This is a genomic window from Roseateles sp. DAIF2, assembly GCF_015624425.1.
In the GTDB taxonomy this organism is placed as follows: Bacteria; Pseudomonadota; Gammaproteobacteria; order Burkholderiales; family Burkholderiaceae_C; genus Kinneretia.
On record NZ_CP049919.1, the window covers coordinates 3,750,220 to 3,764,874 of the forward strand.

General features: G+C 71.2%; 13 protein-coding genes. 8 read left to right on the forward strand and 5 right to left on the reverse strand.

The features are described 5' to 3' along the window. Nucleotides 1-42 precede the first annotated feature (42 nt). Nucleotides 43-756 (forward strand): PEP-CTERM sorting domain-containing protein, encoded by a 714-nt coding sequence (locus G8A07_RS17430; protein ID WP_195793279.1) that lies wholly within the window; start codon nucleotides 43-45, stop codon nucleotides 754-756. A 55-nt stretch (nucleotides 757-811) separates the two neighbouring features. On the opposite strand, the gene G8A07_RS17435 is transcribed toward G8A07_RS17430, so the two are convergent. The 4 genes from G8A07_RS17435 to G8A07_RS17450 form a co-directional block, all read right to left on the reverse strand. Next, complete coding sequence (locus G8A07_RS17435) at nucleotides 812-2,665, reverse strand: NADH:ubiquinone reductase (Na(+)-transporting) subunit F (protein ID WP_195793280.1); 1,854 nt, start codon at nucleotides 2,663-2,665, stop codon at nucleotides 812-814. Beyond that, entirely contained in the window at nucleotides 2,662-3,354 is a 693-nt protein-coding gene (locus G8A07_RS17440) for a PepSY domain-containing protein (RefSeq protein ID WP_195793281.1), read from the reverse strand. The genes G8A07_RS17435 and G8A07_RS17440 overlap by 4 nt, the downstream gene beginning before the upstream one ends. Nucleotides 3,355-3,435: 81 nt before the next feature. Further along, nucleotides 3,436-6,159: a TonB-dependent receptor gene (locus G8A07_RS17445; RefSeq protein ID WP_195793282.1), complete on the reverse strand. Its 2,724-nt coding sequence runs from the start codon at nucleotides 6,157-6,159 to the stop codon at nucleotides 3,436-3,438. Between the two features lie 209 nt (nucleotides 6,160-6,368). Next, nucleotides 6,369-6,812, reverse strand: coding sequence for a hypothetical protein (locus tag G8A07_RS17450; protein ID WP_195793283.1), 444 nt, complete (start codon nucleotides 6,810-6,812; stop codon nucleotides 6,369-6,371). A gap of 244 nt (nucleotides 6,813-7,056) precedes the next feature. Here G8A07_RS17450 and G8A07_RS17455 point away from each other — a divergent pair, with 244 nt between their 5' ends. Next, nucleotides 7,057-8,256, forward strand: coding sequence for an MFS transporter (locus tag G8A07_RS17455; protein WP_195793284.1), 1,200 nt, complete (start codon nucleotides 7,057-7,059; stop codon nucleotides 8,254-8,256). A gap of 24 nt (nucleotides 8,257-8,280) precedes the next feature. Here the strand turns inward: G8A07_RS17455 and G8A07_RS17460 are convergent, their stop codons facing one another. Next, a complete protein-coding gene (locus tag G8A07_RS17460; protein WP_249937034.1) occupies nucleotides 8,281-9,222 on the reverse strand; it encodes a LysR family transcriptional regulator in 942 nt (313 codons plus the stop codon). Between the two features lie 107 nt (nucleotides 9,223-9,329). On the opposite strand from G8A07_RS17460, the gene G8A07_RS17465 reads away from it, so the two are divergent. The 6 genes from G8A07_RS17465 to G8A07_RS17490 all read left to right on the forward strand — a co-directional run bounded on the left by G8A07_RS17465 (nucleotide 9,330) and on the right by G8A07_RS17490 (nucleotide 14,648). Beyond that, nucleotides 9,330-10,322: a tripartite tricarboxylate transporter substrate binding protein gene (locus tag G8A07_RS17465; protein ID WP_195793285.1), complete on the forward strand. Its 993-nt coding sequence runs from the start codon at nucleotides 9,330-9,332 to the stop codon at nucleotides 10,320-10,322. A gap of 33 nt (nucleotides 10,323-10,355) precedes the next feature. After that, nucleotides 10,356-11,276 carry an alpha/beta fold hydrolase gene (locus G8A07_RS17470; protein WP_195793286.1) on the forward strand — a complete coding sequence of 307 codons (921 nt, stop codon included), beginning with the start codon at nucleotides 10,356-10,358 and terminating at the stop codon, nucleotides 11,274-11,276. Then, entirely contained in the window at nucleotides 11,273-12,706 is a 1,434-nt protein-coding gene (gene leuC, locus G8A07_RS17475) for a 3-isopropylmalate dehydratase large subunit (RefSeq protein WP_195793287.1), read from the forward strand. The genes G8A07_RS17470 and leuC overlap by 4 nt, the downstream gene beginning before the upstream one ends. Next, entirely contained in the window at nucleotides 12,703-13,338 is a 636-nt protein-coding gene (gene leuD / locus G8A07_RS17480; RefSeq protein WP_195793288.1) for a 3-isopropylmalate dehydratase small subunit, read from the forward strand. Before leuC ends, leuD begins: the two co-directional genes overlap by 4 nt. 64 nt (nucleotides 13,339-13,402) lie before the next feature. Then, complete coding sequence (locus G8A07_RS17485; protein ID WP_195793289.1) at nucleotides 13,403-14,167, forward strand: ABC transporter substrate-binding protein; 765 nt, start codon at nucleotides 13,403-13,405, stop codon at nucleotides 14,165-14,167. Between the two features lie 7 nt (nucleotides 14,168-14,174). Then, nucleotides 14,175-14,648: a thioesterase family protein gene (locus G8A07_RS17490; protein ID WP_195793290.1), complete on the forward strand. Its 474-nt coding sequence runs from the start codon at nucleotides 14,175-14,177 to the stop codon at nucleotides 14,646-14,648. Nucleotides 14,649-14,655 lie beyond the last annotated feature (7 nt).

Genomic DNA, 14,655 nt, shown 5'->3' on the forward strand with positions numbered 1-14,655 from the left:
TTTCATCGGGCCGTCGGACGGCCCCCAAACGGAGTTCAGTTCATGTCCACTCGTATTCTCGGCGCGGCAATCGCCGCCCTGCTTCTTCTTCCCGCGGCGGCCACCCAGGCCGCCCAGTTCCAGGCCAGCCCCGGCATCTTCGACGGCGGCAACGGCGCCTTCGATGCCTTCGGCTTCTACAACAGCGGGGTCGGCGAGCTGGGGCAGGCACGCCAGGTCGACCTGCTCAGCGGCAATGTCTACCGCTTCCTCGACACCTTCACCAACAAGGGCACGGTCCACACCACCCTGAACTTCTTCGGCAATCTGGGCTCCGACGGCGACGAGTTGGTGCAGGCCGTGAAGCCCGGCCTGCTCGTCAGCTGCGAGGACGACGGCCTGGGCCACGGCGGCAGCGACCCGGTGCTGGCGCTGGTTTCGGGCAACAAGGGGCTGGACCAGGCCGCCATCACCCCGGACCGCTACAACGTGCGCTACACCCTAGCCATCAAGCCCGGCGGGAGCGTCAGCCTGCTGAACCTCGCCTTCCTCGCCAGCGAAGCAGGCGGCCCCACCGCCGCGGACTGGTCCCTGACCGTCGGAACCTCGCTGCTGCAGACGCCGCGCCTGGAAGGCCTGGACCGCCAGCAGATCGCCAGCATCGCCAACTTCAGCATCTCGCCGGTGCCGGAGCCGGCCACGCTGGGGATGATGGCGCTGGGTCTGGTGGCGCTCAGGCTGCAGAGCCGCAGGAGCCCAAAGGCCGGTCAGGCTTGAGCTCGGGGGCATGGCGTGCCGCCAGGCCGACCCGGCCGGCGGCACCCGCCCCTGCTCAGATCTTGAAGTCGTCGAACGAGACCTGCGCATCCGCGACGCCGAGCTTGCGCAGCATCTTGCGCGTCGCGCTCAGCATCGCCGGCGGGCCGCAGAGGTAGAACTCGCAGGCCGCCAGCTCGGCATGCGAGGCCAGCAGCAGCTCGCGCACCGCGTCATGCACCAGCGCGCGCGGCAGGCGGTCGCCAGCGCCGGCACTGACGTTGGCAGGTTGGGCCGCCTCGTCCGACAGCACCAGCTGCCAGCTGAAGTTGCCATAGCGCGCGGCCAGGGCCTGCATCTCCTCGACATAGGGCGCGTCGGCCAGCGAGCGCGCGCCGTACCAGAAATGCACCGGCTCGGCCGCGCCGCCCTCCAGCAGCGCCCGGATCATCGCGCGCAGCGGCGCCATGCCCGCGCCGCCGCCGATGAAGACCTTCTCGCGGCCGCCGGGGCGCAGCGCGAAGTCGCCGAAGGGGCCGGCGTAGCGGATCCGGTCGCCCGGCTTCAGGCCGTACATATAGGACGAGCCCTTGCCCGGCGGATGGTGCGAGGCGCCGGCCGGCCCGTGCAGGAAGCGCACCAGCAGGCTGATGCGTCCGTCGCGCGCCTCGACCGGCGCCGCCAGCGAGTAGGAGCGGCGCAGCGGCGCGTCGTTGGCCCAGCTCGCCGGCAGCCGCCAGGCGTCCCAGGCCGCACGGTGCGCCGGCGGCAGCTCGATCTGCGCCGCGCTCATCCGGTAGGCCGGCACGATCACCTGCAGGTAAGAACCCGGCCGGTAGGCGGCGGCATCGATGCCCGCGTCGGGCCGCAGCACGATCTCGCGCAGGGTCGGCGACAGCGCGGTCACGCTTTCCACCCGCGCGCCCTGCTGGCTCCACAGCGCCACGCCGCCCTGCACCTCGATCTCCAGATCGGCGGCCACCGGCAGGTTGCAGGCCAGGCGATGCCCGTCGCGCAAGCGGGCAGGCGCCAGCTGCGCGCGGTCCGCCAGCGTGGCCGGAGGCGCGCTGCCGCAAACCCGGACCTCGCACAGGCCGCAGCTCTGCCCGCCGCCGCAGTTGGACGGCAGCTGCAGGCCCTGGCGGGCCAGCGCGACGAAGACCGTGTCGCCGGACGCAACCCGCAGGCTGCGCAGCCGCGTGCCGTCCGGCGCCAGCAGCTGCAGCGAGCGCTGGCCGCGCAGGCGCCGCGGCACGAAGTCGGCCAGGCGGAAGCTGGTGAACAGCAGCCAGATGCCGCTCAGCGCCAGCCACAGCCCGCCGACCGCGGCGCCGATCACCAGCGGGTTGTTGAAGTCCTTGCGCCCGCTGTAGTCCATGATGTGCAGCATCCAGAACAGGTCGAACAGGCGCCAGCTGCTGTTGCGATGCTCCAGCACATCGCCGTGGCGGGACAGGTAGACCGTCGTGTCCTCCGCGTCGGCGAAGGGCACGCGCCAGACCTGACCCTCATGCGCGCGGGTCTCCAGCGAGGGCGCCACCAGCTCGGCCGGCCCGGCCCGGCCGGGGCCGCGGTAGGAGGCCTGGGCCAGGCGCTGCGCCAGCGCCGCGTCCAGCACGATCTCGCCGCCGCGCAGCGCGCTGACCAGGCGCACGCCCTGCCCGGTCGCCAGCCGGTAGACCGGCTCCTGCCCCAGCCAGCCGGTCGAGACCGACTGCGCCTCGGCCCTCACGCCTTGCAGCGCCTGGCTCAGCGGCAGGGCCTGGGCGGGCCAGGCCGCACGCGCCGGCGGCGGCGCGCGGAACTCGCGGCCGCGCACCTTGTCGGCATCCAGCAGGCTCATCACCAGGCCGCTGGCCATCCAGAGCAGCAGCTGCAGGCCGATCAGCAGGCCCAGCCATTTGTGGATCTTCTTCAGCCAGGGAGTCATGCCACGCTCCTTCGACGCAGGCTGTGCACCAGCAGCCACAGGCCGCTGAGCGCGAAGGCCAGCCCGACGCCGGCCGCGACGCGCAGCAGGGTGTTGTTGACATCGCTGCGGCTGTCGTAGTCCATGATGTGCAGCATCCAGAGGAAGTCGAAGCCGCGCCACAGATCGTGGCGCCGCGCCAGCAGATCGCCCGTGCTGGGCGAGAAGTAGAGGGTCGAGTCGGCCCGGTCGTCGAAGCGCACGGCCCACATCGGCACCGGGCGCTTCGCCACCTCCTGCGGCGCGTTCGTGATCCAGTTCACCTCGCGCACCTGGGCCTCGCCCTGGTAGACCTCCTTGGCACGCTCCAGGATCTGCGCGCGGCTCAGGGGGCTGAGCAGGCTGGCGTCGCGCGCGTCGAGCAGATGGGTCTTGCCCTGCTGGCGCACTTCATAGACCTCGCGGCCGAGGAAGGTCTTCAGCTTCAGGGCCTCGAAGCCCGGGTAGAGCTCGCCGATGCGAGCGATGTCGATGCGCGGCTTGTCGCGCTGCAGCGGCGCGTCGACCACATGGGCCAGATGGTCACCGTGGATGACCTCCAGCGAGATCGAGGTCATGTAGACCCCGCTGATCATCCACAGCAGGGCCTGCACCCCGATCACCAGGGCGATCCATTGGTGGGTCTTGCGCGCCCAGAACGAAAATTTCATGGCTTTGTCTTCTCACAGCTTCGATGGAGCATCGGCGGGGACGGCGCTCGGCCACCCCCGCCGCTCGGGCTTCAACGCTGACTACCAGCGATAGGCGGCCCGCAGATGCCAGCGGCGGCCCAGCAGGTCGTAGCTCATCGTGTCGGTATTGGCGTCGGTGTAGCTCTTGATGAAGGGGGCCTTCTTGTCGAACAGATTGTCGATGCCCAGCGCGAGGTCGAAGGACTTGCTCACCGCGTACTTGGCCTGGGCCGAGTGGTAGGTGATGGCCGGCGCCCGCGCGCCGATGTCGGTCGGCGCGGCGTTGATGTCGTCGGCGGCGCCGATGTACTGCAGCGTGTAGGAGCCCGACCAGGCGCCGCGGGCCAGGGTCAGCGTGCTGAGCGCGCGCCACTGGGTGTAGCTGCCGCGGCCGCCGGTGATCTTGCCGGTGTAGTCGATCGCCGCGGCGCCCGGGAAGGGCCGCACCTCGTAGTTCTTCAGGTGCGACAGCTCGGTGCCCAGCGAGGCGTTCCAGCCCGCCAGCCTGAAGTCGTAGAGCAGGCCCAGGTCCAGCCCGGAGATGCGCTCGTCCGCCGCGTTGACCGGCTGCGAGGACAGGAAGTCAATCTCGCCGGTGCTCGCGTTGCGGGTGAAGCTGGCGGGGCCGCAGAAGATATGCGCGCGGCCCGGCGTGTTGTAGCAGGTGGCCAGCTTGGTCGAACCGGCCACGCTCTGGATCGCGTTGCTGATCTTGATGCGGTAGTAGTCCAGGGTCAGCGTCAGCGAGCGCATCGGCGACCAGACGATGCCGGCGGTCAGGGTCTTCGCATCCTCCGGGTTCAGCTGGGGATTGCCGCCGACCGTCGTCAGGATGGTGTTGCCCAGCTGCCGGAAGCCGACCGGCACGCCCGCGGCCTGGCAGTTCTGGTAGACCACCGAGCTGCTGGACAAGGCGCTCCAGCCGCTGCAGGGATCGGTGGTGGTCAGATTGCCCTCGGACACGCCGCCGTACAGCTCCGGGATGTTGGGCACGCGGAAGGCCGAGGACAGGTTCGAGCGCAGCTTCAGGCTGGGCACGACCTGCCAGTCCAGGCCCAGCTTGTAGGTGCTCTTGCTGCCGAACAGGCTGTAGTCGGAATAGCGCGCCGCGGTGTTCAGGGTCAGCGACTGGATCAGCGGCATGCGCTCCAGCAGCGGCACCGACAGCTCGGCGAACAGCTCGCGCGCGCTGTACTCGCCGGCGATCGGGTCCTGGCGGTTGGTGTTGGCCGCGCCGATGACGGTCAGGTTGTCCGGATCGCGCCAGCCGCCCTCCTTGCGCAGCTCCAGGCCCGAGGCGAAGCCCACCGGGCCGGCCGGCAGCTCGAACAGCTGGCCGCTGATGCTGGCGCTCAGGCTCTTCTGGTCGTTGCCGCCGGTATCGCGGGTGGTGGCCAGGATGTAGCGCAGCACCTCGGGCGTCAGGCTGCCGTAGCCCAGGTAGTTGCCGCAGGGGATGGCGGCATTGGCGGCCGTGCTGCAGCGGCTGCGGTCCAGGGTCTGCTCGACGCGGTCCAGGTTCGCGACCTTGGTGGAGCCGTCGGTGCCGGTGTTGCGGCCCCAGTTCAGCGCCAGCGACCAGTCCCATTGCTCGCCCAGCGTGCCCTTGGCGCCGGCCACCGCGCGGAAGATGTTGGCCTCCTGGAAGAAGTGGCGCACGCCGCCCTCCTCCAGCCGGCGCCGCTCCAGCACCAGGGCCTGGCCGGTCGGGTTGCCGGGATGGTCGGCCGCGATGTTGACCGCTCGGTACACGCCCAGCGAGCCCGGCGTGGCCAGCTGGCTCGATTCGCGGCGCGAGAACATCAGCTCGGTGAAGAGCTGGGTGCGCTCGTTCAGGTTCAGCGTGCCGAAGGTATTCAGACCCAGGCGCTTGACCGGGTTGACCGCGTTCAGGCTCGGGTTGCCGTTGTAGTTGTGCTTGTCCGCGGCATAGGGCTCGTAGAAGCCAACCGGTTGGTCCAGCGACTGGCGGAAGTTGATGCGCCGGCCATCGGCCAGGCGGGCGCGGCCGCCGATCGTCGCGGAGCTGCCGACGCAGACCAGCTTGCCACCGGCCTCGCCCAGGCCGCAGGGCGCGCGGCTGGCCATGTTCACATCGCCGCTCTGCGCATAGTTGATCGCGGTCATCAGCGAGCCCTGGGCGCCGCTGAGGCCCCAGGCCAGGTCGACGGCCGATTCATCGCCATCGCCGCGCGAGGTCTCGCCATAGCGCACGGCCGCCTCCAGCCCCTGCAGCTTCTTCTTGGTGATGATGTTGACCACGCCGGCCACCGCATCGGCGCCGTAGATGGCCGAGGCGCCGTCCTTCAGCACCTCGACCCGCTCGATCAGCGCGACCGGGATCATGTTCAGGTCCACCGCGCTGTTCGCGCCGGTGCCGCCGTTCACGACGCGCCGGCCGTTCAGCAGCACCAGGGTGCGGTTGATGCCCAGGCCGCGCAGGTTCACCTGGGTCGTGCCATAGCCGTTGCCGGTCCAGTAGGCGCTGCTCTGGCTGCCGGCCGCACCGGCCGAGGCCGGCAGGCGCTGCAGCAGCGTCTCGGCGGAGACCGCGCCCGAGCGCTGGATCGCGTCCGAGTCGATCACCGTCACCGGCCCGACGCCGGAGATCTGCGACTGCTTGAGGTTGATGCGGCTGCCGGTGATCTGGACCTTGTCGAGCGCCGCCGGCGAGGACGCCGCGTCGTTCGTCGGGGAAGCCTGCTGCTGCGCCTGCGCGCCGCTCAGGAACAGGAGGACCGCGGCACTGACTGCCGTCTGGGGAAGAAGCTTGTTGATCGTCATCTTGTGCATCCGGATGAGGCGATCCACGCCCCTGGCGCCGGGCCGGGCGGGATCGGTGAACCGAGAGGGGAAGGAAGCAGCGGTCGGCCAGATGGCAGCCCAGGCGTAGCGGTGCCGACCGCGCGCAAGGCGCGGTCGTCAGCAGCGGACTGGGTTGGGGGAAAAAGCCGCCCTGGCCGAGCAGCGAGGCGGGCCGTGGGGCCCGGCGCTCAGGCGCTTCTGGGCGGGCGTTCCTGCCCGGACAGCAGGAACTCGGCGCGCGGCGCCGTCAGGCCGGCAATGCGCATGCCGGCGCTGCTGCGGGGTGCGGCCGGCGGGCCGTCGAGCGCGATCATCGAGGCGCTCGCGCCACAGCTGATGCAATGGCTGCAGGGATTCAGGTCGCAGCAGGGTTCATCGAGCGCCTGGCTCTGCGCTGTCGCACCGGCCTTGTCATTCTTCTTCTCGGCCAGCGCGACCGGCTTGGCAACGCCATGCCGGCCACCGGCCGCCGCCAGGCGATGCGTGCCACCGTCCGCCCCGGCCTTTGCCTGCTGCCGCTCCTGCGCCTTGGCGACGAAGGCCTCGGGGCACAGCATCGACGTGGCAATGCTCGCGGTGGCGGGCACGAGGACCGCCACCAGACAGAGAAGCCAAAAGCCGATGAGTTTCATGCGCGGGTCGGGAGGGAGTGCCGGCATTGAAACAAAGGCTCGTGCTCCGGTCTACCTAGGGTGTTCCCCGCTTCACGCGCTGTTTGGGCGAATGCCGATCACGCACACCAGGCCGGGGCGCGCGCGCACCCGATTGGCTTGAATTCTTGATTTCGTATCAAAGATATTTCAACCGTCACAGGGTTTTTCTCGCCCGCCCCGATCCGGACACTGCGCGCCATCAACAGCCACAGGAGTCCTGTCCATGCCCATTGCCCTGCTGGCGCTGACGCTCAGCGCCTTTGCCATCGGAACCACCGAGTTCGTCATCGTCGGCCTGATCCCGACGATGGCGGCCGACCTTGGCGTCAGCCTGCCCTCGGCGGGCCTGCTGGTGAGCCTGTACGCGCTCGGCGTCGCGATCGGCGCGCCGGTGCTGACCGCGCTGACCAGCCGGCTGCCGCGCAAGACCTTGCTGCTGGCGCTGATGCTGCTGTTCAGCGCCGGCAACCTGCTGGCCTGGCAGGCGCCCGGCTATGCCAGCCTGGTCGCCGCGCGCATCCTGACCGGCCTGACCCATGGCGTGTTCTTCTCGATCGGCTCGACCATCGCCACCGGCCTGGTCAGCAAGGACAAGGCCGCCAGCGCGATCGCGACCATGTTCAGCGGCCTGACCGTGGCCCTGGTCAGCGGCGTGCCGCTGGGGACCTTCATCGGCCAGCATTTCGGCTGGCGCCAGACCTTCCTGGCGGTCGCGGGCCTGGGCCTGATCGCGGTGCTGGGCAGCTGGCTGTTCGTGCCGCGCCAGATCCCGCATCGCCATAGCGCCTCGCTGCTGCAGCAGGCCCGCGTGCTGCGCGAGCCGCGCCTGCTGCTGGTCTATGCGATGACCGCGGTCGGCTACGGCGGCTCCTTCATCGCCTTCACCTACCTGGCGCCGATGCTGGAGCAGCGCGCCGGCTTCGCGCCGGGCGCGGTGGGCCTGGTGATGCTGGCCTATGGCGTGTCGGTCGCGGTCGGCAATATCTGGGGCGGCCGCCTGGCCGACCGGCGCGGCCCGATCGGCGCGCTGAAGCTGATCTTCGCGCTGCTGGCCGCGGTGCTGCTGCTGCTGAGCTTCACCGCCGCCTCAAAGCCGCTGGTGGTGCTGACCGTGCTGCTGTGGGGCGCAGTGGCCTTCGGCAATGTGGCGGGCCTGCAGGTCTATGTGGTGCAACAGGCCGAGCGCCATGCGCCGCAGGCGGTGGACGTGGCCTCGGGCTTCAATATCGCGGCCTTCAATGTCGGCATCGCGCTGGGCGCCTGGCTGGGCGGCGGCATCGTTGAAACCCTGGGCCTGCAGCACCTGCCCTGGATCGGTGCCCTGGTGGTGCTGGGCGCCTGGGGCCTGACGGCCTGGAGCGGCAAGCTCGACGGCCGCCGCCCGCTGCCGCCTCTGGCCGCGGGCCGGGTGGTCGCGCATTGAGCGCGCTGAGTCAAGGCCGGGCCCTCACCAGCCGCCATAGGGCTCGGCCGCGCCGCGCTCGCGATAGGGCTTGAACCAGTCCAGCAGGAAGTCCAGCAGCGCGCGTGTCTTGGCCGAGATCTGGCTGCGCGGCGCGAACACCGCGTAGATATCGGCCGGCGGCAAGGACCAGTCCGGCAGCACCGGCAGCAGCCGCCCGGCGCGCAGCAGCGGCGCCACATCCCAGACCGAGCGAAGCAGGATGCCCTGCCCGTCCAGGCCCCAGGCCAGCACCGATTCGCCGTCGTTGCTGCTCAGCGGGCCACGCACCTTGACCGTCTCCTGCCGCGCGCCCTGGCGCAGTTGCCAGGTGCCATAGGTCTCGTCGCTCTCGCGGATGAAGAGGCAGCGGTGCCGCGCCAGCTCGCGCGGCGTGCGCGGCTGGCCGGCGGCCTGCAGATAAGCCGGCGCGGCGCACAACAGGCGCCGATTCTCGGCCAGGCGCCGCGCGCTCAGGCGCGCATCCGGCGGCTCGCCGAAGCGCAGCAGCAGATCGAAGCCCTGCTCCACCAGATGGGCCGGCTTGTCGCTCAGGTGCAGCTGCACCTCCACCTCCGGATAGGTGCACGCGAAGGCCGACAGCGCCGGCGCCAGCTGGCGCCGCCCGAAGCCCAGCGTCGCATTGACGCGCAGCAGCCCGGCCGGCGTCGCGCGGCTGCCGGCCACGCGGCGCTCCAGCCGCTCCAGCTCCTGCAGCACCTGGGCCCCGTCCACCAGGTAGAGCTCGCCCTCCGGCGTCAGGCTCAGGCGCCGCGTCGTGCGCTGCAACAGGCGCACGCCCAGGCGCTTTTCCAGCGCCGCCAGCCGCTTGCTGACCGCCGGCGGCGTCAGCCCCAGCTCCTGCGCCGCGGCCGCCAGGCTGCCCTGGCGCACCAGCAACGCGAAGAAGGCCAGATCGGAAAAACCGGCACCGCCCGTCATGCTCATCGATTCATAACTCAAAGGACCGGAAGGAGTTCCGGAGACGACATTATGTTTCCGGCATTCATGGCTAGCATCTGTGCATCAACAAGACCCAGAGACGGAGACAAGCCATGACCGCCTACCGCCGCCAGCGCCGCTGGCTCATCGCCCTCCTGCCCGCCGCCGGCCTCGCGGCCCTGGCGGCGCCCGGCTTGGCCGGCGCCCAGGGCTACCCCGAGCGCCCGATCAAGCTGGTCGTGCCCTATGCGCCGGGCGGCAGCGCCGACATCGCCGCGCGCCTGATCGCCGACGAATGGGGCAAGGCCCTGGGCGGCAGCCTGTTCATCGAGAACAAGGGCGGCGCCGGCGGCAATCTCGGCGTCGACCAGGTCGCCAAGGCCCCGGCCGACGGCTACACCCTGGGCCTGCAGACCGTCTCCCTGGCGATCAACCCGGCGCTGACGCCGCGCATGCCCTACGACACCCTGAAGGATCTGGCGCCGATCGGCATGGTGGCCAGTTCCCAGCATGTGCTGGTCGTCAACAGCAAGCTGCCGGCCCAGAACCTCAAGGAGTTGCTGGCCCTGCTGAAGGCCCAGCCGGGCAAGCACACCTATGGCTCGGCCGGCGCGGGCAGCACCTTCCACATGTCGGCCGAGCTGTTCAAGGCCGTCTCCGGCCTGCCGATCGTCCACATCCCCTACCGCGGCGGCGGCCCGGCGCTGACCGACACCATCGCCGGCTCGGTGGACATGAGCTTCCCGGTGCTGTCCGCGGCCAAGGGTCATGTCGAGGCCGGCAAGCTGCGCGCGCTGGGCGTCACCGGCACGAAGCGCTCGGCGCTGCTGCCCCAGGTGCCGACCATCGCCGAGGCCGGCCTGCCGGGCTATGCCTTCGAGACCTGGTTCATGGTCTTCGCCCCCGCCGCCACGCCCAAGCCGCTGATCGACAAGCTCAACGCCAGCCTGAACCAGGTGCTGGCCGGCGCGGCGGTGCGCGAGCGCATGCAGCGCGAGGGCTTCGACCCGCTGCCCGGCACGCCGGCCCAGGCCCGCGGCCGGCTGGAACGCGAAATGCCGCAATGGGCCAAACTGGTCAAGGACCGCGGCATCACCGCCGATTGAATGACGAGCCCCGCATCCGATCCAGGAGTCCCCATGGCGCAAGACGATGACGACGACGAGCTGTTCCCCGGCTTCGCGCGGCACGACATCGAGGTCGACGCGGGCGTCGCGATCCATGCCCGAGTAGGCGGCGCAGGCCCACCGCTGCTGCTACTGCACGGCCATCCGCAGACCCATGCGATCTGGCACCGGGTGGCGCCGGTGCTGGCGCGGCATTTCCGCCTGGTGCTGGCCGACCTGCGCGGCTATGGCGATTCGTCCAAGCCCGCCGGCGCGCCGGACCATGGCAACTACAGCAAGCGCGTGATGGCGCGCGACATGCTGCGCCTGATGCAAGCCCTGGGCCATCAGCGCTTCGCGGTGCTGGCGCATGACCGCGGCGCACGCGTCGCGCACCGGCTGGCGGCCGATCATGCCGGCGCGGTCCGCCGCTTGGTGCTGCTGGACATCGCGCCCACCCTGGCGATGTACGAGCAGACCAGCGAGGCCTTCGCCCGCGCCTACTGGCATTGGTTCTTCCTGATCCAGCCGGCGCCGCTGCCGGAGCGCCTGATCGAGGCCGACCCGGCCGCCTATATCCGCGACGTGATGGGCCGGCGCAGCGCCGGTCTGGCGCCCTTCGACCCGCGCGCGCTGGCCGCCTACATCCGCGCCGCCGGCCTGCCGGGCAGCGCCCATGGCCTGTGCGAGGACTACCGCGCCGCCTCCGGCATCGACCTAGAGCACGACCGCGCCGACCGCGCAGCCGGGCTGCGCCTCGCGATGCCGCTGCTGGCGCTCTGGGGCGCCGAGGGCGTGATCCAGCGCTGCTTCGACCCGCTGGCCGAGTGGCGCCGCGTCGCCGATGACCCGCGGGGTCAGGCCTTGCCCTGCGGCCATTACATCCCCGAGGAGGCGCCCGAGGCCCTGCTGGCCCAGGCCCTACCCTTCCTGCTCGAACCGGACGCGCGATGAACGACGCTGCCCCCCGCACCCTCTACCGCAAGCTGGTCGACGGCCATACCGTGGCGCGGCTGGACGAGCAGAACCTGCTGCTGTTCTGCGACCTGCACCTGATGAACGAGTACACCAGCCCGCAGGCCTTCGCCGGCCTGCGCGAGCAGGGGCGCGGCGTGCCGCTGCCGGGCCAGAACCTGGCCGTGGTCAGCCACATCATCCCCACCCATGCCGAGAGCCCGCGCCGCATCACCGATCCGGCCTCGGCGCTGCAGGCCAGCAATCTGAAGCGCAACTGCAGCGCACATGGCATCCCGCTGTTCGACACCGACGACGCGCTGCAGGGCATCGAGCATGTGGTGGCGCCCGAGCTGGGCATGGTGCGGCCCGGCATGGTCGTCATCTGCGGCGACAGCCACACCACCACCTACGGCGCGCTCGGCACGCTGGGTTTCGGCATCGGCACCTCCGAGGTCGAGCATGTGCTGGCCACCCAGACCCTGGTCTACCGCCTGGCGCGCGACATGCGCATCCGCGTCGACGGCCGGCTCGGCGCCGGCGTCAGCGCCAAGGACCTGATCCTGCACATCATCGGCCGCATCGGCGCGCAGGGGGCGCGCGGCTTCGTGGTCGAGTTCGACGGCGCGGCGATCGAGGCCCTGTCGATCGAGGCCCGCTTCACCCTGTGCAATATGGCGGTCGAGGCCGGCGCGCGCGGCGCGCTGATCGCGCCCGACGCCGCCGCGATCGACTATGTGCTGGCCCATGCGCCGGACCTGCGCGACGGGGCCTGGCGCGAAGCCGCGCTGGCCGCCTGGCGCGAGCTGCACAGCGATGCCGGCGCCGTCTTCGAGGTCGAGCATCGCTTCGACGCCGCCGCGGTGGCGCCGCATGTCAGCTGGGGCACCAGCCCGGACCAGGTGCTGCCGATCGACGGCCGGGTGCCCGATCCGGCCGCGCTGGCCGAGGGCCCGGAGCGCCGCAGCGCCGAGCAGGCCCTGCGCTACACCGGCCTCACGCCGGGCGACGCGATCGCCGGCACGCCGATCCAGCATGTGTTCATCGGCTCCTGCACCAATGGCCGCATCGAGGATCTGCGCGCGGTGGCGGCGCTGGTGGGCGAGCGCCGGGTCGCGCCCGGCGTGCGCGCGATGGTGGTGCCGGGCTCGGGCCGCGTCGCGGCCCAGGCCGAGGCCGAGGGCATCGCGGCGCGGCTGCGGGCCGCCGGCTTCGAGTGGCGCAAGCCGGGCTGCTCGATGTGCCTGGCGATGAACGACGATGTGCTGGCCGCCGGCCAGCGCTGCGCCTCCACCACCAACCGCAATTTCGAGGGCCGCCAGGGACGCGGCGCGATCACCCATTTGATGAGCCCGGCGATGGCCGCAGCCGCCGCCCTCACCGGCCGCATCTGCGACCCGCGCACATTGCGGCAGGGAGCCGACACATGAGCATCGACGCGATCGAGGGTCGCGCCGCCGCGCTGCGCATCGAGAACCTGGACACCGACCAGATCATGCCCAAGCAGTTCCTGCGCGGCATCGACAAGCAGGGGCTGGACCGCGGCCTGCTTTACGACCTGCGCTTCGACGGCGAGGGCCGCCCGCGGCCGGACTGCGTGCTGAACCGGCCCGAGCTGGCCGGCACGCCGGTGCTGCTGGGCGGCGCCAACTTCGGCTGCGGCTCCAGCCGCGAGCATGCGGTCTGGGGCCTGCTGCAGTACGGCATCCGCGCGGTGATCGCGCCGAGCTTCGGCGAGATCTTCTATTCCAACGCGATGAACAACCGCCTGCTGCTGGTGATGCTGCCGGCCGCGCAGGTCGCGGCGCTGATGGCCGAGGCCGAGGCCGGCGCCGCGCTGCGCATTGACGTCGACGCGCAGCGCGTGCGCGGGCAGCGGGTCGACGCCGGCTTCGAGCTGGCGCCGCGGCACCGCCGGATGTTCCTCGAGGGGCTGGACATGATCGGCCTGTCGCTGGCCCAGCGCCCGCAAATCGAGGCCTTCGCCGCCGCGCATTGGGCACGCCAGCCCTGGCTGCGCGACGTCGCCGCGCGCATGCATCGGCAGGCTCAGCAGGCATAAAAGCGGGGCATTTCCCCGGGTTCCCTCGGCTGCGCGGCGGCCGCGGCGCTGGCATGCTGGCGGCATGAGGTTTGTTCCCTGGCTCAAGCGCCTTCTCCCGCTGCTGCCCGCGCTATGCCTGGCCGGCGCCGCCGCGGCGGGCGAGCCAGCGCCGACGCTGCAGGCCTGCACCGAGGAATGGCCGCCCTACAACTACACCGAGCGCGGCCAGCTGCGCGGCATCGCCACCGACACGCTGCGCCAGCTGTGCAGCGAGGCCGGCGTCAACTGCCAGATCCAGTCGATGCCCTGGGCGCGCGCCTACCGCACCGCGCTGAGCCAGGCCAACACCCTGCTCTACCTGACCGCGCGCCGGCCCGACCGCGAGAGCGACTTCCACTGGATCGGCCCGCTGCTGCCGCGCAGCACCTGGGTCTATGGCCGCCGCGGCGCCGAGAAGCTGCAGGAGCGCCGCCAACTGGCCGGCCTGCGCTTCGCGGTGGTGCGCGGCGAGGCCGCGGCGCAGGACCTGCTGGCCGCCGGCGTGCCGCCCGGCGCGCTGCTGGAGCAGGCCAGCAATGCCTCGGCGCTGCGCATGCTGCTGGGCGGCCTGGTCGACGCGGTGGTCGACACCGAGATCGGCATGGCCTGGAACCTGCGCCAGCAGCAGGCCGATGCCGCCGAGGTGCAGCCGCTGCTGCGCCTGTCCGAGGAGGGCGCCTACTACTACGCGCTCAGCAAGCAGAGCGATCCCGCGCTGGCCACCCGGCTGCAGGCGGCGCTGGAGCGCCTGCGCAAGAAGGGCGTGACCGAGGACATCCGGCGCGCCTACCTCAGCCCCCTGCCCTGAATACACAATGCCCTGCACCTCCAGCCTGTTCGAGCCCGAATTCAGCCAGCGCCTGTGCGAGATCTTTGAGACCCATATCGCCTTCAACCAGGTGCTGGGCCTGCAGATCGACGCGCTGGAGGCCGAGCAGGTGCGCGCCCATATCGCGATGCGGCCGGAGCTGATCGGCCATTTCACGCACCAGCGCCTGCATGGCGGCGTGATCAGCGCGACCCTGGACGCGATGGGCGGCCTGGCGGTGATGGCCGCGATCGGTGCGCGTCATATGGACGAGCCGCCCGCCGCGCGGCTGCAGCGCTTCGGCAAGCTGGGCACGATCGACCTGCGCATCGACTACCTGCGCCCGGCCACCGGCCCGCGCTTCAGCGCCACCGCCCAGGTGCTGCGCCTGGGCAGCCGCGTGGCCAGCACGCGCATGGAATTCCTCGACGCCGACGGCCGTCTGCTCTCGACCGGCGCCGGCGCCTACATCGTCTCCTGAACCGGGC

Bases quoted from the DNA above. Each gene is read 5' to 3' on its own strand.
- G8A07_RS17430 (WP_195793279.1), top strand. From the start codon at position 43: ATGTCCACTCGTATTCTCGGCGCGGCAATCGCCGCCCTGCTTCTTCTT.
- G8A07_RS17435 (WP_195793280.1), bottom strand. From the start codon at position 2,665: ATGACTCCCTGGCTGAAGAAGATCCACAAATGGCTGGGCCTGCTGATC.
- G8A07_RS17440 (WP_195793281.1), bottom strand. From the start codon at position 3,354: ATGAAATTTTCGTTCTGGGCGCGCAAGACCCACCAATGGATCGCCCTG.
- G8A07_RS17445 (WP_195793282.1), bottom strand. From the start codon at position 6,159: ATGACGATCAACAAGCTTCTTCCCCAGACGGCAGTCAGTGCCGCGGTC.
- G8A07_RS17450 (WP_195793283.1), bottom strand. From the start codon at position 6,812: ATGAAACTCATCGGCTTTTGGCTTCTCTGTCTGGTGGCGGTCCTCGTG.
- G8A07_RS17455 (WP_195793284.1), top strand. From the start codon at position 7,057: ATGCCCATTGCCCTGCTGGCGCTGACGCTCAGCGCCTTTGCCATCGGA.
- G8A07_RS17460 (WP_249937034.1), bottom strand. From the start codon at position 9,222: ATGAGCATGACGGGCGGTGCCGGTTTTTCCGATCTGGCCTTCTTCGCG.
- G8A07_RS17465 (WP_195793285.1), top strand. From the start codon at position 9,330: ATGACCGCCTACCGCCGCCAGCGCCGCTGGCTCATCGCCCTCCTGCCC.
- G8A07_RS17470 (WP_195793286.1), top strand. From the start codon at position 10,356: ATGGCGCAAGACGATGACGACGACGAGCTGTTCCCCGGCTTCGCGCGG.
- leuC (WP_195793287.1), top strand. From the start codon at position 11,273: ATGAACGACGCTGCCCCCCGCACCCTCTACCGCAAGCTGGTCGACGGC.
- leuD (WP_195793288.1), top strand. From the start codon at position 12,703: ATGAGCATCGACGCGATCGAGGGTCGCGCCGCCGCGCTGCGCATCGAG.
- G8A07_RS17485 (WP_195793289.1), top strand. From the start codon at position 13,403: ATGAGGTTTGTTCCCTGGCTCAAGCGCCTTCTCCCGCTGCTGCCCGCG.
- G8A07_RS17490 (WP_195793290.1), top strand. From the start codon at position 14,175: ATGCCCTGCACCTCCAGCCTGTTCGAGCCCGAATTCAGCCAGCGCCTG.